The organism is Borborobacter xinjiangensis (assembly GCF_047739745.1).
Lineage (GTDB): Bacteria > Pseudomonadota > Alphaproteobacteria > Rhizobiales > Rhizobiaceae > Pseudaminobacter.
In genome coordinates, this window is sequence record NZ_JBLLVA010000047.1 from 1 (window position 1) to 23,596 (window position 23,596).

20 protein-coding genes and 8 pseudogenes are annotated in these 23,596 nt (G+C 60.0%); 11 read left to right on the top strand and 17 right to left on the bottom strand.

What is annotated here, in order from left to right; all coding sequences use genetic code 11:
- Positions 1-54: 54 nt before the first annotated feature.
- The 3 genes and pseudogenes from ACLKMW_RS25035 to ACLKMW_RS25045 all read right to left on the bottom strand — a co-directional run.
- A pseudogene (locus ACLKMW_RS25035) lies at positions 55-204 on the bottom strand (DUF736 family protein); the annotation flags it as partial.
- A gap of 149 nt (positions 205-353) precedes the next feature.
- A complete protein-coding gene (locus ACLKMW_RS25040) occupies positions 354-758 on the bottom strand; it encodes a type II toxin-antitoxin system VapC family toxin (protein WP_415727242.1) in 405 nt (134 codons plus the stop codon).
- Positions 758-1,003 (bottom strand): type II toxin-antitoxin system VapB family antitoxin, encoded by a 246-nt coding sequence (locus ACLKMW_RS25045; RefSeq protein WP_415727243.1) that lies wholly within the window; start codon positions 1,001-1,003, stop codon positions 758-760. Before ACLKMW_RS25045 ends, ACLKMW_RS25040 begins: the two co-directional genes overlap by 1 nt.
- 482 nt (positions 1,004-1,485) lie before the next feature.
- Here ACLKMW_RS25045 and ACLKMW_RS25050 point away from each other — a divergent pair, with 482 nt between their 5' ends.
- Together ACLKMW_RS25050 and ACLKMW_RS25055 are read left to right on the top strand one after the other, a co-directional pair.
- Positions 1,486-1,923, top strand: a complete 438-nt coding sequence (locus tag ACLKMW_RS25050) for a VOC family protein (protein WP_415727244.1) — start codon at positions 1,486-1,488, stop codon at positions 1,921-1,923.
- 77 nt (positions 1,924-2,000) lie between these two features.
- Positions 2,001-2,288: pseudogene (locus tag ACLKMW_RS25055) on the top strand (molybdopterin cofactor-binding domain-containing protein); the annotation flags it as partial.
- A gap of 699 nt (positions 2,289-2,987) precedes the next feature.
- Here ACLKMW_RS25055 and ACLKMW_RS25060 read toward each other — a convergent pair.
- The 4 genes and pseudogenes from ACLKMW_RS25060 to ACLKMW_RS25075 form a co-directional block, all read right to left on the bottom strand.
- On the bottom strand, positions 2,988-4,760 hold the full coding sequence (locus ACLKMW_RS25060; protein ID WP_415727245.1) for a pilus assembly protein TadG-related protein: 1,773 nt from the start codon (positions 4,758-4,760) through the stop codon (positions 2,988-2,990).
- A gap of 143 nt (positions 4,761-4,903) precedes the next feature.
- Positions 4,904-5,350 carry a TIGR02588 family protein gene (locus ACLKMW_RS25065; protein ID WP_415727246.1) on the bottom strand — a complete coding sequence of 149 codons (447 nt, stop codon included), beginning with the start codon at positions 5,348-5,350 and terminating at the stop codon, positions 4,904-4,906.
- Positions 5,347-6,440: pseudogene (locus tag ACLKMW_RS25070) on the bottom strand (TIGR02587 family membrane protein). Before ACLKMW_RS25070 ends, ACLKMW_RS25065 begins: the two are co-directional and overlap by 4 nt.
- 78 nt (positions 6,441-6,518) lie before the next feature.
- Positions 6,519-8,504, bottom strand: coding sequence for a BCCT family transporter (locus ACLKMW_RS25075; protein WP_415727247.1), 1,986 nt, complete (start codon positions 8,502-8,504; stop codon positions 6,519-6,521).
- A gap of 1,260 nt (positions 8,505-9,764) precedes the next feature.
- On the opposite strand from ACLKMW_RS25075, the gene ACLKMW_RS25080 reads away from it, so the two are divergent.
- The gene (locus ACLKMW_RS25080) at positions 9,765-11,294 is read left to right on the top strand and encodes an FAD-dependent oxidoreductase (protein ID WP_415727248.1); all 1,530 of its coding nucleotides are present in this window, start codon (positions 9,765-9,767) and stop codon (positions 11,292-11,294) included.
- Positions 11,295-11,385: 91 nt separating this feature from the next.
- Positions 11,386-11,700, top strand: a pseudogene (locus tag ACLKMW_RS26570) (transposase); the annotation flags it as partial.
- 207 nt (positions 11,701-11,907) lie between these two features.
- Here the strand turns inward: ACLKMW_RS26570 and ACLKMW_RS26575 are convergent.
- From ACLKMW_RS26575 to ACLKMW_RS25100, 3 genes and pseudogenes are all read right to left on the bottom strand, one after another.
- A pseudogene (locus tag ACLKMW_RS26575) lies at positions 11,908-12,165 on the bottom strand (hypothetical protein); the annotation flags it as partial.
- Positions 12,166-12,230: 65 nt separating this feature from the next.
- Complete coding sequence (locus tag ACLKMW_RS25095) at positions 12,231-12,734, bottom strand: GlxA family transcriptional regulator (protein ID WP_415727251.1); 504 nt, start codon at positions 12,732-12,734, stop codon at positions 12,231-12,233.
- The gene (locus tag ACLKMW_RS25100; RefSeq protein WP_415727253.1) at positions 12,735-13,172 is read right to left on the bottom strand and encodes a DJ-1/PfpI family protein; all 438 of its coding nucleotides are present in this window, start codon (positions 13,170-13,172) and stop codon (positions 12,735-12,737) included. It lies immediately after the preceding gene.
- A 181-nt stretch (positions 13,173-13,353) separates the two neighbouring features.
- Here ACLKMW_RS25100 and ACLKMW_RS25105 point away from each other — a divergent pair, with 181 nt between their 5' ends.
- A complete protein-coding gene (locus ACLKMW_RS25105) occupies positions 13,354-13,812 on the top strand; it encodes an SRPBCC domain-containing protein (RefSeq protein ID WP_415727254.1) in 459 nt (152 codons plus the stop codon).
- A 119-nt stretch (positions 13,813-13,931) separates the two neighbouring features.
- Here the strand turns inward: ACLKMW_RS25105 and ACLKMW_RS25110 are convergent.
- Positions 13,932-14,047: pseudogene (locus ACLKMW_RS25110) on the bottom strand (electron transfer flavoprotein subunit beta/FixA family protein); the annotation flags it as partial.
- A 135-nt stretch (positions 14,048-14,182) separates the two neighbouring features.
- Between ACLKMW_RS25110 and aguA the strand changes: the two are divergent.
- Together aguA and ACLKMW_RS25120 are read left to right on the top strand one after the other, a co-directional pair.
- Positions 14,183-15,289 (top strand): agmatine deiminase, encoded by a 1,107-nt coding sequence (gene aguA / locus ACLKMW_RS25115; RefSeq protein WP_415727255.1) that lies wholly within the window; start codon positions 14,183-14,185, stop codon positions 15,287-15,289.
- 23 nt (positions 15,290-15,312) lie between these two features.
- Positions 15,313-16,410, top strand: coding sequence for a polyamine ABC transporter substrate-binding protein (locus ACLKMW_RS25120; RefSeq protein ID WP_415727256.1), 1,098 nt, complete (start codon positions 15,313-15,315; stop codon positions 16,408-16,410).
- Between the two features lie 24 nt (positions 16,411-16,434).
- Here ACLKMW_RS25120 and ACLKMW_RS25125 read toward each other — a convergent pair whose 3' ends face one another.
- On the bottom strand, positions 16,435-17,139 hold the full coding sequence (locus tag ACLKMW_RS25125) for a response regulator transcription factor (RefSeq protein WP_415727257.1): 705 nt from the start codon (positions 17,137-17,139) through the stop codon (positions 16,435-16,437).
- A 137-nt stretch (positions 17,140-17,276) separates the two neighbouring features.
- Between ACLKMW_RS25125 and aguB the strand changes: the two genes are divergently transcribed.
- Positions 17,277-18,149, top strand: a complete 873-nt coding sequence (gene aguB / locus ACLKMW_RS25130; RefSeq protein ID WP_415727258.1) for an N-carbamoylputrescine amidase — start codon at positions 17,277-17,279, stop codon at positions 18,147-18,149.
- Between the two features lie 55 nt (positions 18,150-18,204).
- Here aguB and ACLKMW_RS25135 read toward each other — a convergent pair whose 3' ends face one another.
- Entirely contained in the window at positions 18,205-18,954 is a 750-nt protein-coding gene (locus tag ACLKMW_RS25135; RefSeq protein WP_415727259.1) for a DUF899 family protein, read from the bottom strand.
- A gap of 434 nt (positions 18,955-19,388) precedes the next feature.
- Positions 19,389-19,656, bottom strand: a pseudogene (locus ACLKMW_RS25140) (ATP-binding protein); the annotation flags it as partial.
- A 203-nt stretch (positions 19,657-19,859) separates the two neighbouring features.
- Here ACLKMW_RS25140 and ACLKMW_RS25145 point away from each other — a divergent pair.
- Both ACLKMW_RS25145 and ACLKMW_RS25150 read left to right on the top strand, forming a co-directional pair.
- Positions 19,860-20,210, top strand: coding sequence for an antitoxin Xre/MbcA/ParS toxin-binding domain-containing protein (locus tag ACLKMW_RS25145; protein ID WP_415727260.1), 351 nt, complete (start codon positions 19,860-19,862; stop codon positions 20,208-20,210).
- Complete coding sequence (locus ACLKMW_RS25150) at positions 20,210-20,710, top strand: RES family NAD+ phosphorylase (protein WP_415727261.1); 501 nt, start codon at positions 20,210-20,212, stop codon at positions 20,708-20,710. The genes ACLKMW_RS25145 and ACLKMW_RS25150 overlap by 1 nt, the downstream gene beginning before the upstream one ends.
- 332 nt (positions 20,711-21,042) lie before the next feature.
- Here ACLKMW_RS25150 and ACLKMW_RS25155 read toward each other — a convergent pair.
- From ACLKMW_RS25155 to ACLKMW_RS25165, 3 genes and pseudogenes are all read right to left on the bottom strand, one after another.
- A pseudogene (locus ACLKMW_RS25155) lies at positions 21,043-21,884 on the bottom strand (class I fructose-bisphosphate aldolase).
- Positions 21,808-22,446: a PfkB family carbohydrate kinase gene (locus ACLKMW_RS25160; RefSeq protein WP_415727262.1), complete on the bottom strand. Its 639-nt coding sequence runs from the start codon at positions 22,444-22,446 to the stop codon at positions 21,808-21,810. The pseudogene ACLKMW_RS25155 and the gene ACLKMW_RS25160 overlap by 77 nt, the downstream one beginning before the upstream one ends.
- A gap of 78 nt (positions 22,447-22,524) precedes the next feature.
- A complete protein-coding gene (locus ACLKMW_RS25165) occupies positions 22,525-22,710 on the bottom strand; it encodes a hypothetical protein (RefSeq protein ID WP_415727263.1) in 186 nt (61 codons plus the stop codon).
- A gap of 71 nt (positions 22,711-22,781) precedes the next feature.
- Here ACLKMW_RS25165 and ACLKMW_RS25170 point away from each other — a divergent pair, with 71 nt between their 5' ends.
- Entirely contained in the window at positions 22,782-23,480 is a 699-nt protein-coding gene (locus tag ACLKMW_RS25170) for an IS6 family transposase (protein ID WP_415727264.1), read from the top strand.
- The last annotated feature ends 116 nt before the right edge of the window (positions 23,481-23,596 follow it).

Sequence of the window (23,596 nt, forward strand, 5' to 3'; positions counted from 1 at the left end):
CCGGAAACCGGGCACTCCAGACCACCCACTCCGCATAACGACACGCTATGCATAATCGACATTTCCGGAGAAGATGCGGACGTGCGGTCCCTTGTCGGAGGGGATTTCGATGCGGACCAGCTTGGCCTTGACGTTGAGGTTGAGGGTCTTGATCGAACCGTTGAAGCCGTTGCCGGTGGAAGCGAAGGTGCCGATGGCAGCCATGTGTCTCATTCCTTTTTTGTTCGGGCCGCGCGGGATCGGTCCTCGACTGGGGCGTCCGCGCAGGCGGGGAGACGTCAAGCGGCAGGGATTGGCGCCAGTTGCGAAAACGACAGTCTACGGGGTTGGAAAAGGATCCTCGCACTCTCCCTTCAGGGAACGATGCTGAGATCGGTCTGCCGAAACTCGTCGGCCGTGGCCAGAATTGGCACCGCGAAATATTTCGCGCATGCGTAATGCAGGCAATCGCCGAGATTGAGGCCATGGCGGCCGGAGCGATATCGGTGGGCCGCGGACAGCGCCAGGCTGGTGGTCTCGGACGCGGGAGGCAAATCCCTTATCTCTATGCCGCGCTCGTCGAGGAACTCGACCACGATCGGCTCCACCTCCGATACGGAGAGACGGAACTTGTCGGGGCGTGCGAGACCAAGGACCGCCTCCAGCACGGCGACCGGCGAGGTAAAGGCATTCTTCCCGGAAGCGATTGCATCGGAGACGCGCTTCGCTTCCGGTTCATCGGACAGCACGGCGATGATCGCGCACGCGTCGACGAACATCACTCCGATTCCCACATCTTGTCGAATGCCTCGCGCGGGAGCGGCTTTTTCGCCGCCTTGCGCAGCGCCACACCATGCTTCTCACGAAGACGCGCGGCGGTCTGAAGCGGGCTTTCGGCAACGCGGCGGCGTTCGATGGCTTCCTTCATGGCAATGACGATCGCATCGGTGATGCTGACACCAGCCATATGGGCGAACCTGCGCGTCAGCGCATCCGCCTCGGGGTTGTTGACATTGATCGGCATGGTGCCTCCATGTAGATAACGCTGGCCGATAATGTAGATATTCTAGCCTACATTGGCAAGGTTCGCGATGTGGAAGGGAGATGCGGCAGCTCTATCTCCGCCATCGAGCGCGAGAGGATTTTTCGGTTGTCGACCTCGCGCCAGCGAGGGGTCGATGGACCGGTCCCGCCTGATCTGCGGATCGTCGCACCAGCCCATATCACCTTCCTGCGTCCCCGACCCCCCGGATCGGGAATCGGTGCCACTGCGCGACCGGCCGATCGTGACCCAGCCACCGAAGCGGTAAAGATTCCCGCTGTGCAGGATCGCGTCCTGATAGCTGGCCACCCAACGGCAGCCACGGTCAGCGGTGATTGCCGGAAACACGAAGGATCGCCAGAGACGCAGCACCACGCGGCACAGGTCCGGCTGCGCCGCGCAGTGGCGCGAGAGCTCGACCGCGTCATGCCGCGTGAGGCCGCCGACACGCAGAGATTGGAAACATGGCGCTCAAGCGGATGGACAACGTAGGAATCGTCGTCGAAAGCCTCGGAGGAACCATTGATTGCATTCGCGAACTCGGCCTCGAGCTCGAGGGGCGGGCCACGATCGAAGGAGAATGGGCCCGACGTGTCACTGGACTGGGCGATCAGCGGGTCGAGATTGCCATGATGCGCACGCCGGACGGCCACGGACGGCTCGAGCTCTCCCGCTTCCTCACGCCGCCTGCCGTCGCGGACCACCGCAATGCCCCGGTGAACGCTCTGGGCTACCTCCGCGTCATGTTCGCCGTGGACGAGATCGACGAGACGCTTGAACGGCTCCGCACGCGCGGCGCGCAGCTCGTAGGTGAAGTAGTCCAGTATAAAGAGGTGTATCGGCTCTGCTACATCCGCGGGCCTGGAGGGCTTCTCATCGGACTCGCCCAAGAACTCAGCTGAGCGCAATACGAAGATGAAGCCGGGGGCTCCAGAGCCTGCTGTCGACTCCCCTGCGGCAGAGATGCATCGTCAACGGTCTGGCTTATGGCCGGCTTGAACCGCCCTCGGCGCTGGCGCTGGAAACGAGGACGGCACGCTGGAGCTGTGGATGCCCAACCAGGCGCCGGCAATGTTCCAGGCAGATGCGGCAGGTGGCGGGGATTGCCCCCGAACAGGTCATCATCCATTCGCGCGTTTGGAGACTTGTTCGGACGGCATTTCCTCTACCAGACCTCCAACCCGTTCTCGCAGGCATTCTTCTTGCGAAAGCCGTTGGTCGCCCGATAAAGCTAATCTGGAGTCGGGAAAAGGAATTCCTGCGCGATAGACGCGGGAATAGATCGCCTGAACTGCTCGGTAGGTGGTCTCGTCGAGACGAAGCTTTCCAGGGAACTCCAGCGCATGCGCGAGCGAAAGCCCCATTGTCAATTGCCACCAGCAACAGGCGAAGGATGGAGAGAGCCAAGAACATGTCGATCCTCCTGTTCTACGTCCCGAAGTCTGAGGTCGCGCGGCGTTCGTTGCCTTCCCGTTGCCATGCAGAGCGTCGTTCTCGTGCTCCCTAGTCGCCCTTGCGTTCTGTTCAAAGCGATCGAAGATCGGAGCGGACCGTCGAACGTGCGTTGGTTTATTAGGATTGCCGTCAGATGCCTGGCCGGATCGCTTTGCCATCTGGTGCCGAAACCACCGCTCCGACCGATCGGCGTCTTCTCGAAAGCGACCCACATGCCGTAACCCAAACCTGCCCCTTCTGAAGGATGATTTCGCTATCCTTCAGCAGTTTCGTGCGTCAACAGCGAATTGTAGCGGGTTGGCACCATGAGCCCCGATATGGCAATGCGCCTGTCCCGCGATGCTACCACCGCTAACGGTCACAAGCCTATGACAACGTCTAGGCGCCCTACGATGGCCACGGCGGCAGTGCTATTCGCCTTACAACTGAGGTTCACTGAATAACCCGCCATTCAGCTAGGCGGCGGGCCATCGGCAGCTAGGCGATAATTCGCCCTGTGAGGAGAAGCTGGTCAGAGCGTCAGGCGTATCCTGTTGATCCGATCTCGAATGTCCTCAAAAGTAGCTTGAAGGTCTTTCGCATCCGGCACATCGAAGTAGTGATCTGCGCTCGACGCGCAGGCTTTGAGAAGCCCGTCCGAATTCTTGTCGTCAAGCTCGAGACGAATTGTGTAGATGGTGATGCCTTCCGCCTTGGCGTTGTTACAGCCGGTTAGCGTTTTGGCATCCATCTTGGCCAGGATCGCACTATCCCCGCTGTTACGGGCAACCAGACGTTCGTAGGCGAGAAAGCCGAAGCTTGAATAGGACGATCGTAACTCGCTGGAGATTTTGTTCCATGCGTTGTTGCCGTCAGAAAGCAAAATGATGATCTTCTCGTTGTTGAAGGCCTCCGCTGTCCGCCCTTCCAAAAATGGCTCGCCTGGCGAAAGCACGCGCCAGCCCCACATCAAGCCTTCAAAGATGTTGGTATTACCGAGCGCTGTGAGGTCATCGATCGCGCTAGATATGCCCTCGTAGTCGGTTGTCAGCGGCACGATCGGAGCGCTGTCGCAGAAGAAGTTGGGGCCCTTTCTTTCATCATAGTTCGAATAGTAGTTCGATTTCGATGTGTCCATCGGAGGACGGACCCAGTTGCCGTACGCCATCGGCTTGCCGTTTTGCACCGGGACACCGTATCTGGTCATTTTGCTCGTTAAGCCGCTCGGAACACCAGGTATCGTGCCCTTGTCGTCATTTAGGTAGCTGTTTGGGGAACGGCTCGGTGGAGTCGCGTCCTTGTCATCAATGTGAAATGCCGGCACGAACAACGACCGCGGATCACTGCTGCTGGCCGGCAAATCCCTTGTGTCGTAGTCATTCGAGCCAGTTGGCTGGCGCGTTTCAACGCAGCCCTCCCATGATGTGCCGAGATGATAGAAGAGCGAAAATCGGTCGAGCCCCGGAACGATTTCCACCCCATCCATCGTGCTTGCACCTTCAAGATCGAGCCAACTCGCGCCGCCGCTTTTCTGAAGCTTGCCATTGCCGTTGCCGTTGCCCGGCGCTGTCACTTTGGGCGCGAACTGCGGGCCGACGTTGACGAAGGTCGAGAACGGCACCAGAGCGAACTTGACTCGTTCCTCGTCGTCTATGTCCTTAGACATCGTCTCGACCATCGCGGTCGCGGCTTCCTTCAGGTTCTTGAGCTTTTTACCTTCCATGGATCCCGTGGTATCCAGCACGAGGGCGATCTCGTAGGACATGGTGCTGTGAGCGGCGCGTGAAACGATCTTGATTTCGGTACTCTCGCCAACGAACATTTTCATGAACGTGTTCGGCGAGCTCAACGTTAGATCGACCTGCCACTCTGCGCCCGCTTTGGATACTTTGAGGCCTTTATACTGGCCATCGAAGTTGCCGTTGAGCATGGCCGCAGCCATCTCATGTGCTTGATCCAGAGAGATTTCGTTCTTTTCTCTTGCCAGAACAAGGGCGGCGGCATCTGCGGCGTGCTGCACTTGATTCTTCAAGTTCATTGCCATCGACACATCTACCGCCAAGCCCACGCCGGCAATCAAAGGCACAAGCATAATAGCCGTCATCACAGCAAAGTTGCCTGAGTCCGAACGACCGAAGCTTTCTCGGCTCGATGAGCCTGTGCGGGTCGCGAGACCAGTCAATAGGCGTACGCCTAAGCCCACATAACAGCTAAAGGAATTGCCAGTACAACTTCCAACGCTGAAGTATGCCATAGAACACCCCCCCGCACCCAATGAGAAGATGTACATGTAATTTCTTAACATTCTCCGAAATGACGCAGGGCGAATTTATCGAACTGAGAGGCAATTTCGCCATGCGGCACATGCACTTCTTCGCAGAAGCCGTCGCTCGGATCGAACGCACATGCATTCCTACGATCAGACGTGACAAGCGGTATCCGGCCGTGTCATGGCTCGGCGTATCCGCTGGCGAAGAGCCGCAGTTCGCGGGCCTTGGGGTCACTCCGGAAAATCAATGCGCCCAGCCGTTCGGAATCCTGCGGGATATAATCGAGTGTGGCACCGCTCTCCTCGATGACCTTATCGCCGTCGCGGAGTTCGCCCTTGATCTCAACCGCCGCTACGGACTTTCCCGCGCGATTGGAGACGGAAAACTCTACCACGTAGCCGCCGTCGGTAGCCGTGATCTCGATCGGCGCCACGACGAGTTGTGCAGCCCCGTTGCGCCCGCTCAAGCCCTCGACGACAAGATAGCCGAGCACCGCCAGGAGGACCGCGCAGCTTATCCCCGCAACGATCCACTCCGTGGTGGAAGTTCCCGGTTTCCGCGTTGCTCCTCCCTTGTCGGTCTGCTGCTCCGGTTCTTTGTTGTCCTTTGCGGGGTGCTTCGTCAAAGGATCAGCCTCGCCACCGCCGCGCCGAGCGCTCCTGGAAACGAAAGAACCACGACCGCACTGAGCGTCTCCGAAAAGCCGGCGTCATCGGTCCTTCCGAAGCTCCAAAGGATATAGAGATTTACAAGCATCACCAGGACGTAGCCAACGACCGCATAGCGAAAGAAGATGTTGATGAAGCCGGCGCCGGGCTCCGGATTGTGCGAGCCGCGAAATTCGAACTCGTAGACGAAGGCGTGCATGAGGGCGAGGGTTACCAGTACCAGAGCGATTTCCTTCCAGGCGTTCATCTTGTAGGCGATTAAGACGACCTCTTCCGTCGGCGCGATGTTCACTGAGAGAAATAGGGCCCCGACCACCATCAGGAACAATTCTCCAGCATAGCCGGGCTCCGGCATTCCATCCTCTTCCAGCGGGCCCGGGCCCAGCTGGGCGCGTGCCAAGGATGCGCCCAGACTTCCTGGTATCATCTGCACGGCAATCTTTCCGATCACCTCCCGCAGCGGCATATGGTGATCCACATGCCGAATATGGCGAGCACCACGGTCGCGGCTACCGCGGCAACCAGAATGGCCACCATTGCATCCGCGATGCGGTCGCGAAGTTTCGTGGTCTGGCGAAAACCTCCATATTTGTGCAACAGCACCAGCATTGGAATCGTGACTGCCAGCAACAGCGCGAGGCGCAACGGTTGGAGGTGAAAGCCGAGCGCCCATGCTTCCATTGTCATCAGAACCGGGACAGCGAAAATCAGAGCACCGGCGAAGGCGCGGCCAAGTCCGATCCAGAATTCACGCGGCGTCGGCCCGTATCCAACGACGATTTCAGTTGACGCCACGTCTCTCCCTCTTCGAAGTTGCAGGATCGACTCGCACTCTGGCGGCCTGGAGCAAGCGGTGGGAAATGCTCCTCGCCCGATCTTTGTTCCGTCACGCCGCGTTGCGGACGGAAGCGAACCTACAGCAGCGAGCGTAGCATCTCCGCTGCTTTGCATCTCCGAAGGTCCTATTAGCGTGCCTCGGAGCGCTACACCGGCAACCACATGGCGCTCTATGTGCTTGATGAGCGAGAATCGGCGCTTAAAGCTCATATACCAAGCGCTCTGAGGACCCTTATTGAAGACGGAGGCCTAAAAGACGTGGTGCATGACGTCCGGGAGATCAGCACGTCAGCCGTTAGTGTCCACGTGTGACCCGGCAACCTCCAGATGTTGCCTGAATCGCTCGTAGTGATTGATGATATCGGCAATCACTTGTTCGGCTTCGTAGCCGAAGATGTCATAGCCGAAGCCGGCGTTTGCCAGGAACACTTCCGCCCGATAATACCGCCGCTGTTCGCCTTCCCTCCGCGCGGCGTCGGTCAGCGCAAACGCCGGGATCGGCCGGCTGGCGAGGCGAACCGCATACTCGAAATCGTCCGCCCCTTCTCCGTGCGTAACGGTGAGCTGAATTCCGTTCTCGACTTTCGCGATATTGGCCGCCAGTCCGCGTTTGTCGAACTCCGCCCTTACCGTATCGAAAGCCTTGTCCACGACAGTATCGATGAAGGCTGATATCTGACGTTTCGAAGGGTGGCTGACGATAGCGCCCAGCCGTCGACGCCACGAGACGCTCCCGTCCTGTCGGACCAGCGGCATGGACGGCAATCGGCCGGCGGCCTTCACCGCTACCTCCTCGCTCAAAGCCTTCCAAACTCCATAGCAGATGATGAGCAGGATGATGGAAAGAGGAAGCGCTGCGACAACCGCGGCCATCTGCACTGCTTCGAGCCCGCCGGCCAGCAGCAGGCATGCCGCTACTCCGCCGCAAGTCAGGGCCCAAAAGACGCGAAGCCACAAAGCTGGCTCCTCTTCTCCACGGGACGTGACCATGGCGATCACGAGCGCGCCGGCATCGGACGCGGTGACGAAATAGACGGCGACCAGCAAGGCCGTTATCCACGACAGCAGAACGGACCACGGAAGGTAATCAAAAACAATAAAGAGCGCGATTGGCATGTTCTCCGCGACCGTACGCGAGATCGCTCCATTCGCTTCATTGAGATCCAGCCAAATGGCGACATCACCAAAGATGGTAAACCAGATAAAGCTGAAACCAGCGGGTGCGAACAGGACACCCACAAGGAACTGACGGATCGTCCGTCCCCTCGAGATGCGAGCAATAAACATGCCGACAAAAGGCGACCAGGACATCCACCAGGCCCAGTAGAAAAGCGTCCACTTGCCGACCCACTCAGTCGGCTCATAAGCATAGATGTGAAAAGTTCGCCGGACGAAACCGTTCACGTAGAGGCCGATGTTCTCGACGAAGGCCTGCAGCAGAAATCTGGTTGGCCCGAGCGCCAGGATCAGGCCCATCAGCGCGAACGAAACGACGAGGATCATTTCGCTGAGCCGCCTTATGCCGTTGTCGAGGCCGGTCGCCACGGTGATGGTTGCGAGGATCGTGACGACGCCGATCAGCACCAGTTCGCTCGGCAGGTTTTGCGGCAGGCCGAACAGATAGTTCATGCTCGCATTGAGTTGGGCAACACCGAGGCCAAGCGATGTCGCCAACCCGGCGAGTGTCCCCACCACAGCAAAAATGTCGATCAAATCGCCAATCGGACCGCGAACCCGATTTCCAAGAAGTGGAAGGAAGGCCGAGCGGACAAGCAGCGGCTGGTTTTTTCGAAAGCCGAAATAGGCAAGTGCCAGGCCGATCACCGCGTATATCGCCCATGCATGCACGCCCCAATGGAAAAACGTGATCTCCATGGCGTCGCGCGCGGCCTGGGCGGTGCGCGGCTCCGCATCGGGGGGCGTGGAGAAATGCGTTATCGGCTCGGCAACGCCGTAGAACACAATGCCGATGCCCATCCCGGCGCTGAACAGCATGGCAACCCAAGTGCCATAGCCGTAATCCGGCATGGAGTCGTCGGGGCCGAGCTTGATCCTGCCGAATGGGCCCATTGCCAAGGCCAACAGGAAGATCACGAAAACCGCAACGGCCAGCATGTAGAACCAGCCGGCTTCGGCCGTCACCCAACCGTTGGCTAGCTCGAAGAACGCCTTTGCGGACTGCGGAGCAATGCTCGCGTAGAGAATGAGGCCAATGGCGATGATAGCGGAGCCGAAGAAGGTCACAGGCGCGATGCTGGCGAAAGCGGTTTTCAACAGCCGAGTCCTTGAACGGAAACATCCGACCTGAGCGGATATAGTTTTGGCGTACACGATGTCTACACTAGAAGTGTTTGGTTCCGGCACTTGCCTTCGAGCGGTCCATAACAGTGTCTGTGGCTTTGTCCGGGTGTCGGGTGCCGCAAGGACAAGGCACACCGGAACGGCTCGGTGGGGAGCAGTCCTCTACAGGTTTGCTCGCTTCCCGGGGGACTAAGGCGCCTACCGCCTCCAAGCTGGAGAAACTCTCCTCGACCAACTCCATGCCATAGTTTCTTCGACCGTGCCGATGGCGTCCAGCCGCGTATAGAGTTCGCAAGTGCGCCATGTGGCTAACGGCCGATAGCCCGTGTTTACGCGGCGACCCAGTCGCATTGCCCATCAACGACAGTCGATGACTGCCCGAAAAAAAAGCCGCCGGAGCGGGGTCAATTTTCGCAATCAGCTGTCGAATATCAGAACTCGTAGCTGATGCCGAGCCGCACGCTGTGCTGGATCGACATCAAGTCCGCTATCTGCGATATCTTCGGAGCCGAAGTCGGCATAGCGATATTCGACGCGGCCGATTCAGCTTGCGCATGTCCTAGGTATTGATGAGAATGTCCGCCGCCAAGTGGCGCGTCACCTCCGCCCTAATCCTGTGTTCGATCTTCCCGAGGACGGACACGAGGAACTTGCAAAACTGCTGAGAAAGCTGGCGGAGACGCAGGTTCGAGAGCCTCACCGGAACAAAGATTGGCCAATCTCGGTGACGAGGCGCGGATCGGCAGGGCCAAGATGTTTCATCGTTCTGCATTCCGGCGACTTTGTGATGTGCTCGACATTGCGGAGCGGATCAGGGGTCGTTCGCCGATCGGCGAAATCGATGCAGCGATCGGGAGCAAGCTTTTCGGCCAACAGGGGAGCGAGTTGGTTTCGATGTGCAACGATGCTTCTCCCGGCATCACCATAGGCGTCGCTATCGCGTTTAACGTTCGCCTGTCTTCTTGATGATCCGCGGCCATCACTATCGCCTTCGCTACAGTCCCTCCGGCATCCCCACCACGGGCGTTACCGCAGCAGGTCGAACGCAGCATTGAGGAGGCGTCCTACAGCCTCGGCGCTGTGTCGATCAATTCGCGATTTTCCATGAGTATTCTCCCCTGCTGAAACGCTTCAACGCATGAAACTCAATTAGATTCAATGCTAGATTCAATGCAGGTCTCGGATCGAATGTCGGTTCCAGCCGTTACAGACGGAGCCACTTGGGAGGCAGTGATGAACGTCAGCGGCGAGGCCACGAAATCCGTTTGGATACTGGACGCGGAGCTACCAGCCGCTCCACGGCTGGAGAGAGACGAACGATGCGACGTGGCCGTGGTGGGGGCTGGCATCGCAGGCATCTCGATTGCCTACGAACTACTTTTGGCAGGGCGGAATGTGGTTCTCGTTGATCGCGGACCGCTGCTCGGGGGCATGACGTCTCGCACGACCGCGCATCTGGCACCGATCTGCGACGACGGTCTGAGCGAACTCGTCAAGGTCCGTGGTGAGAAATTGGCGCGACGATATCAGGAAAGCCAGCAAGCTGCCGTCGACCGTATCGAAAAACATGTGAAAGATCTTGGGATCGACTGCGACTTCCGGCGCCTGGATGGATTCCTGTTTCCCGCCGCGTGGATGGATGAGGAAGAAGCCGCCAAGCAATGCGACCAAGAATACGCGGCGGCAGGCAAGGTCGGCGCTGCCGTAGAGCACTGCAAAGGCGTTCCGCTCAAGGGCCATAAGTCAGCGCCAGTTCTGCGCTATCCCAACCAAGCCACCTTTCACCCGCTAAAGTATCTCCGGGCCATCCTTGCCGACTTCGAGAACCGCGGAGGCAAAGCCTTCGCCGGCAGCGCCGTCATCGAGATTGAGGAAGGCGACGAGCTCCGCCTACGCATCGGCAGCGGAGCGACGATAACGTCTGACCACGCTGTGTTTGCAACCAATTCGCCCATCAACACCGTGGTGGCGGTTCACAGCAAAATGGCGCCTTATCGCACCTATGCGATGGCTTTCGAGTTGTCGAAGGGCGCCCTTCCGGACGCGCTCTACTGGGATATGGACGATCCATATTATTATGTCCGCCTCAACCCCGGTGCCGACATCGATTATCTCATCGCGGGCGGCCGCGATCACAAGTCCGGGGAAGCGGACGACGGTGAGGCGCGCTTCGATGCGCTAGAAGCCTGGGTCAGAGCTCTCGTGCCGGAACTCGGCGATGAAACGGCGCGATGGTCCGGCCAGGTCCTTGAGACGATCGATTATTGCGGCTGCATCGGCCGAAGTCCTGGCAGCAGCAATGTCTTCATCGCTACCGGCGACTCCGGACAAGGAATGACACATGGAGCCCTGGCGGGGCTGCTTATCCGGGATTTGATCGTAGATGGCTCCAATCAGTGGGAGCCGGTATATGCCCCCAATCGGAAGCCTCCGTCCGCGCTGGCGAATTACGTGAGCGAGAACCTCACGCTTGTAAAGAATTTCACTGAATATCTGCTGCCGGGAGAGATCAAGTCGATCGATGACCTCAAGGTTGGGGAGGGGGGTATCCTCCGCGACGGTCTAAGCAAGCTCGCGGTGTGCCGCGACCGCGACGGAAAGGTGCACATGCATTCCGCAAGCTGCACGCATTTGGGCTGTAGCGTACACTGGAATTCTACAGAGCAATGCTGGGACTGTCCGTGTCATGGCTCTCAATTTGCGCCAGATGGCAGCGTTCTCAATGGACCGGCTCTCCAACCACTACCGCAGCGTCCTTCGTGAACCGCCTTAGACCAACATGAATCTGCGAGGTAGCAAGCTGTCGGTGACGACCTGTATAAGCGGGCACTAGCCAATGTACTTGCCCGTCCAAGAAGCGATGAAACTCGGCGCTCTCGAAAACGGTCAGGCAGCCTCACTTGCCGGACTGGCTCCCGTTGCCCGCCAGTCAGGACAATGGACTGGCCGCGCCTTCATGCGTGGCGGCCGGGCCAATGTCCGTCAGGCGCTCTACATGCCGGCTCTCGTCGCCATGCGCTTCAATCCCAATCTCAAGGCGAAATATGACCAGCTCCTCGCGGCCGGCAAAGCCTCGAAAGTCGCCATCACAGCCGTCATGCGAAAAATGATCGTGCTGGCAAACGCCTTGCTCAGGGACGGCCGCAAATGGTCCACATCCCTTCCTTGACCAACACGGATACTCTAGTTTCGATGCGAGCCAGTGAAAGCGCCGCGCCAGAATACCGCGCAAGCGGGCCTGTTCTGCCTCGTCCTCAAGGAAGAAGAGCGGGATGAACGGCTTCTGAACTTCCGTCGAGAGGAACGCGAGCACCTGCAGATGCCGGGTTCGTCCGAGCTTCCCTTCCGGAAGAAGCCCGGTCGACTGACTGGCGATCCAGTCGATGATTGCCGCGTTCTCAGTCGGCAACATGCCGTCGCCCAATACAAGCGCCGGCACATAGCCGTTCGGGTTGGCCCGCGTGTAGTCGGAGCCGTCCTCAAGCGCGTGGCTGAAAATAGCGACCTTGTGCGGCCGGAAATCGAGCCTGACGTCGCGCAGCAGGATATGCGTGGCCTGCGAGCCGGTTCGGGGCGTGTGACAGAAGTCCCCAGCTTGTCTCCGTTGAATGTGGCTTTGCGCCCTTCGCTTCACAACGGTGACAAATCCGGCTGGATCGGGTTAGAGGCGATAGCTCCGCTTTCGGGGCAAACCGGCCATCACGCAGGCAGGCCTCGAATGCGGTTGCGCTGGCGGTACTGCGCCGGCGTCACCCCTGTGCGGCGCTTGAACAACCTGCGGAAGAATGTCGGGTCTTCATAGCCGACTGAGACGGAGACGTCTTCGATGGCCACGTCCTCGGTCTCGAGTATCTGCTTGGCCTCCTCGATCCTGAGCGCCTGGACATATTCGACAGGCGTGTATCCGGTGGCTGCGGAGAAGCGCCGCTTGAAGCTGCGCTCCGACAGGCCGGATCGCCCGACCATGGCCGAGACTGGATTTGCCGTGGCGTAATTATCGACCAGCCACGCCTGGATCTTCGAAACAACCGCATCGCTATGCTGGCGCGGACGCGCCATGGACGCGAACGGTAGCTGCCCATAACCGCGGTCGCCGAGCAGGAACAGGCGGGAGACGCGGGCCGCCTCTTCCGCGCCACAGAAGCGGCCGATCAGGTAAAGAGCAAGGTCCTGCCACGAGGACGCGCCGCCCGTCGTGATCAACTAGCCGCCGCGGCCGCTATCGCACAGGATCCGCTCCGGCCTGAACCTGACGCCCGGATAGCGGTCGCGGAACAGGTCGGCCATGGACCAGTGCGACGCGGCCTCGGCCCCATCCAGCAGGCCGGCTTCGGCAAGCAGCACGAAACCGCTACAGGTCGCGCAGACCAAGGCTCCATGATCGATGTGACGGCGCACCCATGCGATCTCCTCGCACCATCGTCCTTCAGGCGTCTCATCACGGCTCAGGTGAATGTCGCAGACGATGACGACGTCGGCCCGGTCGCCGGTCAGGTCTCCTTCCGGCGTCACGCGCAAACCCGTGCTGGATCGGAACGATCCGCGGCAGCTTGCGACCAAGACAGGGTGAATCGGACGGGACATGGCCTCGTCATTCCTCCCCGTATCGCCGAGCACCTCATGCAGACCGAAAGCCGCCATCGTCCCGCTTTCCGGCAGGCTCAGGATCGAAACACGAAGCGGTTCTGTAGGGCGCGGGCGTATCGGCATCATCGAAATTTGGCATAAATGCCCCGAAGCCGTCGAGTATGCCGCTAACCTTCACCGTCGATCCCGTCCAATGTCGTTCCGTCTAAAAACACCGAAACGGAAGGACAGGACCATGAGCATCATTGAAGGAACGGTCGATCTGACGAAGAATTTTGCCCAGCCGGTTGACGCTGTTTTCGCAGCCTGGTCGACGGAGGAAGCCCAGCTTGCGTGGAGCGATCCGGGAGAGGGCTGGGAACTGAGCTTCGACCAGTTCCGATTTGCCGTTGGAGAAGCGGACGTGTGCCGCTTCGGTCCCGTGGGCGGCCAGCACCATGTTAACGAGAACCGCTACCTCGAGATCGAGGTCGGGAAGCGGATCGTCTATTCGACGTCGCTTAGCAGCAATGGCAGGCTTATTTTTGCCGGCACCGTCGCCGTCACGTTCGAGGAAAAGGATGACGGAACACGCATGAGGCTTGTCGAACACGGCCTCTATTTCGCCGGTCAGGACGACGTTGCTGGCCATCGTTCCGGCTGGGAAAGCATGCTCGGAGCTCTGGGGAAATACCTGCACAGCGGGCGACCCTGAATGTGTGGTCAGGTAAGGTGACCGCCGGCCGCATGATTGCGGCTCCTCGCCCTGTTGCCCAACCAGCCCGCTCATGGGTACTGCACCGCTGTACCCCTTCAGGTTCACATGCAAGCCGCGTCGACCCCGCGTGTCACTTTGGTGGTATCGCCGTTGATCGGGACCTTCGAGGCGAAGGTGCCTGGCTCCAGCCGAGCAGGGCAGCCAACATCTGGCCCGCCTGGTTGGCGTCCTCCGTGCCCCCCGGGTGGCTTTGCCGCCCGCTTCAGTATTTCCGCTTCGAGCGCATGGATAGCCCATATGGGACATTGACCCGACTGGCCTCCTTTCGTCTGATCGACCGGCAAAAGATCGGTTTCAGGGTTCTGCCGTGTCACGTACGCTCTCTACCACGCCCAGACAGGACGGGTTTCGCGCTCCCGGCGAATTCGAACCCAAAGCCGGCTGCTGGCTGATCTGGCCGGAACGGCCGGATACCTGGCGGCTGGGAGCGAAGCCGGCGCAGAAGCTGTTTGCGGACGTCGCCGCCGTGATTTCGCAAAGCGAGCCTGTCACCGTCATTGCCTCGGGGCGCCAGTGGCAGAACGCGCGCGCACGGTTGCCCGCCAATGTCCGGGTCGTGGAAATGTCGACCAACGATTCCTGGCTGCGCGACAGCGGCCCGAACTTCGTCGTCAACGATCATGGCTTGGTGCGCGGCGTCGACTGGACCTTTAACGCCTACGGCGGCTTCAACGGTGGACTCTATTCTCCATGGGATCTCGACGACCTGCTGGCGCACAAGGTGCTCGAGGTCGAGACGATGGATCGCTACCGCTCGCCTCTCATTGCCGAGGGCGGCGGCCTGCAATGCGACGGTGAGGGCACCCTCATCACCACCGAACAGTGCCTGCTAAACCGCAACCGCAATGCTCATCTCGGCAAGCCGGAGGTGGAACGTCAGCTAGGAGATTATCTCGGCGTCGACACCATAATCTGGCTGCCGCGCGGTTTCGCCTTCGACGAAACCGACGGTCATGTCGACGACATCTGCTGCTTCGTGCGCCCCGGCGTGGTGGCGCTGAGTTGGACCGACGACCGGACCGACCCGCAATACGAGATTGTGCGCGAGGCCGAGGACGTGCTGCGATCGGCCCGCGACGCGCGCGGCCGTTCGCTCGAAATCCACCGGCTGCCGCATCCGCTGCCGATAGAAACGACCGCAGAAGAAAGCGAAAGCGTGGACAGGATCTATGCGACCTGGGCGCGCCCGGAGGGCAACAGGATCGCGGCCAGCTACATCAACTACTATCCTGGAAACAGTGTCGTCGTCGTGCCGGAGTTCGGCTGCGATCTCGACGCCCGGGCAAAGCAGGTTCTCGCCGGCCTTTTCCCCAACCACCAGATCGTCGGCATCGCCAATTCGCGCGAGATCCTTTTGGGCGGCGGCAACGTCGCCTGTATCACCTTGCCGGTCTACGCCCCGCAACATCGATAGTCGAACCAGGGAGGAGAACGTCCATGCGCATCAGAATTGCCTCGACCGTAACCGCCGCACTATTGCTTGGTGCGAGCCTCGCCCATGCCGACGAGGAAAAGATCGTCAACGTTTATAACTGGTCTGACTACATCGCGCCGGACACTGCGGAAAAATTCGAGAAGGAAACCGGCATCAAGGTTCGTTACGACGTCTACGACGCCAACGAGATCCTCGAAACCAAGCTGTTGACCGGCGGCTCCGGCTACGACGTAGTCTACCCTTCGGCCTTTCCCTTCCTGAAAAACCAGGTCGCGGCAGGTGTCTTCCAGCCGCTCGACAAGGCGAAGCTGGCGAACCACGCCAAGATCGATCCGCAGGCGCTATCGTTGATTGGCGCCGCCGATCCGGAGAACGAGCACGCCGTGCCCTACATGGCCGTGACCGACGGCATTGGCTACAATGTCGGCGCGGTCAAGACGCGCATGCCGGACGCGCCGACCGGATCGTTCGCCATGGTCTTCGACGTCGACGTGGTGAAGAAGCTTTCCGACTGCGGCGTGGCGATGATCGACGCGCCTGCCGAGGTCATACCGATGGCCATGAACTATCTCGGCGTCGATCCGAAATCGACCAGTCCGGAAGATCTTGCCAAGGCGGAAGACCTGCTGACGAAGGTGCGACCCTACATCCGCTATTTCCACTCCTCCAAATACATCAACGATCTCGCCAACGGCGACATCTGCGTGGTGCTCGGCTGGTCTGGCGATATCCTGCAAGCCAGGTCGCGCGCGGCGGAAGCGGCCAACAAGGTGGAGATCGCCTATTCCATACCCAAGGAAGGCACACTCATTAATTTCGATACCATGGCCATGCCGAAGGATGCCCCCCATCCGCAAAACGCCCTGGCCTGGATCGACTTCAACATGCGCCCGGAGATCGCCGCCGCCAATTCGAGCTACGTCTCCTATGCCAATCCAATCCCGGATTCGCTACCGCTTATGGATCCGGTTATTGCCAAGGATCCAGGCGTGTTCCCGCCCGACGACGTCAAGGCGAAGCTTTTCGTCGTCCAGACCAGCGACCCAAAGCTGCTGCGCCTGCAAAACCGGCTGTGGACGCGCGTCACCACCGGGCAATAGACGGGGAAGCCCATGGCGCTTGGTTCAATCGGGAACGATCTGGCGCGCCAGCGCCAACAATTCCACTTGGGAGTGGACACCGAGTTTGCGGTAGATTTGCTTGATATGATTGCGCACGGTGCCCGGCGAGATCGAGAGCGCGCGCGAGATCGTCTTGGCGCAGCCGCCATCGAGCAGGAGGCGCGCGACTTGCCGCTCACGCGCGCTGAGCGGCAACCGGTCCCCGCCGGCATTCCCATCGCCGCGGCAGAGGCGGCACAGATCGAGCAGCCGCGCCAGCACCGCTCTGGTCGCGCTGCTTGCCGCGCCGGCCACCACCAAATCCTTTTCACCGAAAGGCGGAGCGCCTGTCCGGCGCAAGAATGTCACATAGCCGGCCGTCAGCCCATCGAAATTGAACACGCCGGTGATTTCATCGACGCTTCCCGAAGGCCCGTAAAATTCGCGATAGTAGGGCGTCAGGCGAAAATTGCCGTTGCTGATTGCCGACAGCGGCAACAGGAAATCCTGCCTAGTGCCGGTGAACCGTTGGAAGAAAGGATCCTGCCGGTAGACGCGTGCATCATAGTCGCGGTTCCAACGATCCGGACCGCGGTCGTCGATCGTGGTCGACCTAACAGCGCGATGATAGAGGCCGACATAGACACGATCTGATGCAAGCAGCGCCTGGGCCGCGGCCGCGAAGCGGGAGGACAGTTCCTCCGGTGTCGTCGCAGCAACCGCCGCCACGATACCCGTGCTCCAGCGCTCAAATCGATCGAGAGAAACGTTCGGCTGCATACCTGCCGACGTTACCCTGAGGCACAGTGAATGCAAATAGCGGAAGTGACGCTGCGACAGGCGGCCATCGACCGTGGAGGACGACCATGCGCGAGATGACCGTGGCTGCGACCCAGATGGCCTGCACCTGGGACGAACGGGCCAACATCGCACAGGCGGAGGTGCTGATACGCCAAGCTAGGGCGGACGGCGCGGATCTGGTCCTGATTCAGGAGCTTTTCGCGACGCCCTATTTCTGTCAGGACCAGTTCCACGAATTCTTCGCCCTGGCGCGGCCGTTCCACGACAATTCGCTGATCGCGCATTTTTCGCGGTTGGCGGCCGAATTGGAGGTCGTGCTGCCCGTCAGCTACTTCGAGCACGCCGGCCAAACCTATTTCAACAGCCTCGCCGTCATCGACGCCGACGGGCGCGTGCTCGGCAACTATCGCAAGAGCCACCTTCCCGACGGTCCCGGCTATACCGAGAAGTTCTACTTCTCGCCCGGTGACACAGGGTTCAAGGTCTGGAAGACCAGGATCGGCACGATCGGCGTCGGCATCTGCTGGGATCAATGGTTTCCGGAAGCCGCCCGCAGCATGGCTCTCCAGGGGGCGGAGATCCTGCTCTATCCGACGGCCATCGGCTCCGAGCCGCACGACGCCACGCTCGATTCCAGCGGTCACTGGCAAAGGGTCATGCAAGGCCATGCCGGCGCCAACCTGATGCCGCTCGTCGTATCCAACCGCATCGGCACGGAGAATGGGCGCAACGGAACAAGCATCACCTTCTACGGCTCATCCTTCATCGCCGATCCAACCGGCGCAAAGGTCGCTGAAGCGGATCGTGAAACCACCGGTACCGTGAAAGCCAAGTTCGACCTTGACGCCATCGCACACCAGCGGCGGTCCTGGGGCGTGTTTCGCGACCGCAGGCCCGATCTCTATGGCCGCCTCACCACCCTTGACGGTTCCGATTGAGGCGCCATCTTGGACGGCATCGTCGATATATGTGACCGCGTGGCGAGTCTTGCGCTCACTCGCAACATTTCTGTTGCGAATATTCCACCTGTTCATCGAAATCCGGTCGCCCTTCCGGCATCAGGTCCATCATATTCCATAGTGGCTCGATCGTCCCTTGTTGGCGCGGGTCTTGGCCAGGATCGGATCCGGCAAACATCATTTCAGACGACCAGAAATGGCGGATGCCTTCTGGTGTATTTTGGAAAACATGGGTCATCGGCGCGAGTTGTCCGTCCTCGAACAGCGCGTTGAAATCGTGCTTGAACGTTGCGCCGACTGCCGAAAGCATGACGAGGTTTGTCCAGCCGCGCTGGTCCGCAAACGCCTGCGTGCGCTTCACGAATGTCTGCGTGACTACGGCAAAATTGAAGCCGGCGGCACGGAAATGATGCGCGGCGCCGTTCAGTTGATCGAGCAAACCCGTGCAAGAGGGACATGGCGTTTCCTCTCGGGGCAGGTTGGCAAAGGGGCCGCTCGACGGCTGCGGTCGGTCGTCCAGCGAATGACGTGGAAACATCATGTTATAGATCAACAGTGATGTCGTGCCTGGTGCAAACAGATCCGACAGCTTCATCTTTTGCGGTTTGCCGTCAGCCCCGATCCGTTCGAACTGATAATCCTTCTCGACCAACGGCCCTGGTGGCAGGGCACGCCGTTCGGCTGCTACTGCCTCCATCTGCCGACGCAGCGCGATTTCGGATTGCAAGAGCTTGTCGCGCGCGACGCGATACTCGGCGCTCTCGCCTCGGAAGGTGACACCCATAACTCGACCTCCTCTGCTTGTTCCCCACCCGCTGATCCACCATACTGGAAATCGGCACGATGCACGGCTGTCGAGTCGCCCGAAACCATTGCTGCCGGTGCGACCGTTGTCGAGTATTTCGAGAAGTTCCCGCAGCCGCCGGACTACAGCCCCAACCTTAGGCGGCGCATGAAAATTCCGAAAATTTGGTTGACGTTTCAAGGCGTCGAAAGGTCACCGGCGCTCCGGAAGGGCCCTGATCACTAACGCCCGTACGCTCGAGACAGCTCACGCTCCGGGCCTTTCACATGAGGTGGGTCCCGTGGAGATTGGATCGGCCTTTGCGACGCAGCCCGACCACGAGGGGATCGTGGCGCGTTGTTACGCGCGGCAACTCGCCTTCGGGGATGCCCGGCCGTCCTCGATGACACGGATCGCCGGCTGATGAGTTCGCGCCCGAATGCCAGGTTGGTGGTTGATGATGACGCTGGTGCGCTCGTAGAGCTTCGAGCCCAGATGAAAGAGTAACTGCCTGCCCGCCTGGCGAAGGGGAGATAGCCGAGTTCGTCGAGCACGACGAAGTCGAGCCGGGTGAGGTGATCGGCAATTCGGCCCTGGCGGCCGGCGTGAGGTCTCGGTCTCAAGCCTGTTGACGAGATCGACAACATTGAAGAAGCCGCCGCGCGCGCCGTTGTGGATCAGCGCCCGGGCAATGGCGATGGCTTGGGAGGACGGCAGGCTCAGGCTTGGCCGAGTCGACATGCGGCGGATTCTGCTGGAGACGTTTGCCAGGGAGCTGTCGCCTGGTACGTCCTGCCCCTCAGGGGCAAGGCATCTTATCTCGTTTTCCGCTAGCGTTGATAAACAGCTATTCTGACGCTATATTGCGTCACTACGAGCGGTACTCTAAGGACTCGGTGAGTATTATGAGCCTTGCACAATATGCCGACAACGGCCTGTTCTCCCCACGCAAGATCGCGGATGCTCTGCGCACGACGAGCGAGGAGATCGCTCGCACGGCTGGGCTCGGCAAGGATGCGATCCAGCGTAAGGACCGCATCCGCTCTGATAAGACACAACGGCGGTTGCGGGAGATGGCCGAGATCGTCAACAAGGTCGAGCCTCGTTTCGGCTCGGCGCTGATGGCCTATGCCTGGTATCGTTCCGAGCCGCTGCCCGGTTTTTCCGGCCTGACGGCGATGCAGCTCGTGCGTGACGGCCGCGCCAATGATGTGCTCGACTATATCGACGCAGTCAATGCAGGCGTTCATGCCTGATGCACTTCAAGGGGATGCTCTACCGGGCGCTGAACCCTGTCTTTGCCCGTGAGCCGTTGTCGGGCCGTGGCGCAGAGCTTTATGGCGGCCGCTTCAACCGGAAAGGGACGCCGGCGCTCTATACCTCGCTGTCGATCAGAACGGCGCTCCGTGAAGCCAATCAGGTCGGCAGCCTTCAGCCGACGACACTGGTTGCCTATAATGCCGAGTTCGAGCGCGTTTTCGACGGCAGGGACCATGCCGCCCTGAAGGCCGAAGGGATGGATGCGATGGCGCTGGCCGAGCCTACCTGGCGCGATCAGATGAAAGCAGCCGGCGAAGCGAGGACCCAAACTTTCGCACAGAGGCTTACCAAGGCGGGTTATCATGGTTTGTTGGTCCGAAGTTTCGCTTCCGGTGCAACCGACGACGATCTCAATCTCGTGCTCTGGAGATGGAGCAATGCACCCTCCTGCCGCCTCACCCTGATTGACGATGAAAACCGCCTGTCGCGACTGTGATAATCGACACAAGAAAGACGGCCTCGCGAGGGGCCGGCGCATCTTCAATCTTAACTTCCGGCACTTTCCCGGTCCTCACCATACGACGTTTTCGAGATCGAACGGGCGGAAAACTCCATGGCATCGTTTGCGTTCTGGACGTGACCTGCCTTTATTATTATCCGTGGCCGACATGGACCGTGCGTTTGCCGGCACATCGTGGTGCATCGTCGGTGGGACCGGCATGTTAATGCCGCACCGTCCTCCTACGGCTGATGAGAGGACGCGGGTCAAGCTCACTCCTCGAGCGCGAGGCCGACCAGCTTGGCACGGCGGTGAGCATGCGCAACGCTTCACTCGCCGTGCACCACGCGGTGGAGGCTCTTCAGCAGTTCCGCCGGCCGTGCCGCCTGGAAGATGCTTCGGCCGATTACGAGGCCGGTGGCGCCACGGGAGACATAGGCTTCGACATCGCGGAGCGTGTCCATGATGTTCTCCTTCGGCGTGCCGCCGCGAATGAAGAGCGGCACGTTGACTGCGCTGACGATGTCGTCGAGGTCTCGGCGATGTCGTTGGGCGCATCAATCTTCAGCAGGTCGACGCCCAGTTCCGCGGCCAGTCGCGCCGCATGCAGGATTTGCGCCGTCTCCCGCACGGTGTTGCCGTCGTCATCTACGGCAAGCGCCTCCGTCATCAAGGGATATCCGATGCGGCGGCACATGGCGGCGATCTGGGCCAGGTGATTGCGGTAATCGGCAACGCGCTTGTGGCCCGACGCGTTGACAAGGAAGAAGCAGGTGACGACGTCGGTGCCGGACCGGGCGATGTCGTCGGCCGAGACGACCAGTGTCGCTTCGATGTCCGAGCCGCCATGCTGGCGAAATGCGCCCGTTGTATCGAGGCGCATGGCATGGCATGGCGCTATCCGCTTCATCGAGGACATGGCCTGCATCGTCGCCGGGCTGACAAGCAGCCCATCCAGGGCGTCCTGGGGCAGGGTTGAGAGCAGCCGGGGAATGTTCTCGAGGCCCGATACGTGGCCCTCGAACAACGGATGGTCGACGCCGAGAATGAGGCTCCTGCGGTCGGCACGCGAAAACAGGCGCTCCATCCTGAGCTCAAATCCAGAACCTCTGTTGCTTCCCACCGCCGATGGCCGAAGCCACCCGGATTCCTCTCTCGATAGAGCTTTCATGTCTCGTCCTTTGCTTTACAGTTGGTTGCAGCCTCCCCAATGCCGCTGCGGGCCCGGGATTGAGAACGGTTGCCGCTCCGCGAGCGCGCGCATGGACAAACCCGCGCACGATCGCCGGTTGTGGAATCTCCAGCTGAGAAAGTACCACATGCGTTGCGTCGATGTCGTCGAATGCCTTGTCCACGAGGCTCGGGGTGAGATGGTCGTTTGCGCCGCTGCCGAGGACGATCCTGTTGTCTCCCGTCGGCTCGACCCAGATCGCCGCAACTCCGCTATAGATGCCTGCGATGGTCGAGACGTGGTTAATGCCAACGCCGTGTTCCCTGAAATGGTCGAACCATTTCGGGCCGAACAGATCGTCGCCGACGCATGTGACGATATCGACTTGCCCACCGAGAAGTGCCGCCATCACTGCCTGGTTTGCGCCCTTACCGCCAAACCCCTGGTCGAAAGAACGACCAAAGACCGTTTCGCCGCGTTCGGGGACCCGGTGCAGATAACTCACGAGGTCGACCATGTTCGAGCCGACAACGGTAATCCTGCAGTTCCCGCTCTGTGCCATATCCAAAATTATCCCTGAATTCTGAGTTCTTCGTGGACCGGGCTACGCCGGCCGCTGCGCTTCGAGCCGCCACCGAGATCAGGCTGCCACAGAGGGTTTTGCCGGCCGGTTGCGATCCGTGCTCATCACCGCACGGATGAGGTCCTCTTCTCCAACCTCGCCTCCCTTGAACTCACCAGTCAGGCGACCGTGATGCATTGTGATGATGCGGTCGCTGAGCCCCAAGACTTCAGGCATTTCGGAGGAGATCAACAGCACCGCCATTGGTTCTGTTGCAACGTTTTGAATACCGGCACCATGGCAAGAAGAGCCTCTGACATTTTCGGAGGATTTGAATGTTCAAGGGCCGCCAGTTCGACCAGTCAGTGATCCTGCTTTGCGTGCGCTGGTACCTGGCCTATAGTCTGAGCTTGCGTGATCTGGAAGAGATGATGGCCGAGCGGGGCATTGCGGTCGACCACACGACCATTCACCGCTGGACCGTCCGTTACGCACCGCTATTGCTGGAGCGTTTCAACCGACGCAAGCGGTGCGTGACTGGCAGATGGCATATCGACGAAACTTACATCAAGGTCAGTGGCCAGTGGATGTACCTTTACCGCGCCATCGACAGCGTCGGTGACACGGTCGAATTCTGGTTCAGCGAGCAGCGTGACCTGCTGTCGGCCAAGCGGTTCTTCCGAAAGGCGCTGGCACGTCATGGCCGGCCCGACCGTGTCGTTATCGACGGTAGCCAGACCAACCTGGAAGCTATCGTTTCTTGTGATACCACAAATCGCTTGCAGGATCGCTTTCGGCGCCGGCTGAAGCCAATCGAAATACGCAAGAGCAAATATCTGAATAATCGGATTGAACAGGATCATCGGCGCATGAAGCGCCGTGTCCGGCCAATACTTGGCTTCAAATCACAGGCATCAGCCGCGATCATGCTGTCCGGCATCGAGATGGTCCACATGATGCGCAAGCAACAGGCGAGATACGCCTTCAATCCGAATCCATCCCTGGCAGAGCAGTTCGCAATTCTTGTCGCATAATTGGCCTCGGACCTGACCTCTTTGCGCTTCCAGTTAGCCGTTGCAACAAAACCGTGTGATTGCCTATCGGCAACCTCGTCGTCGAACAGCCTTCGACGGATTGGATGATTGGCTTC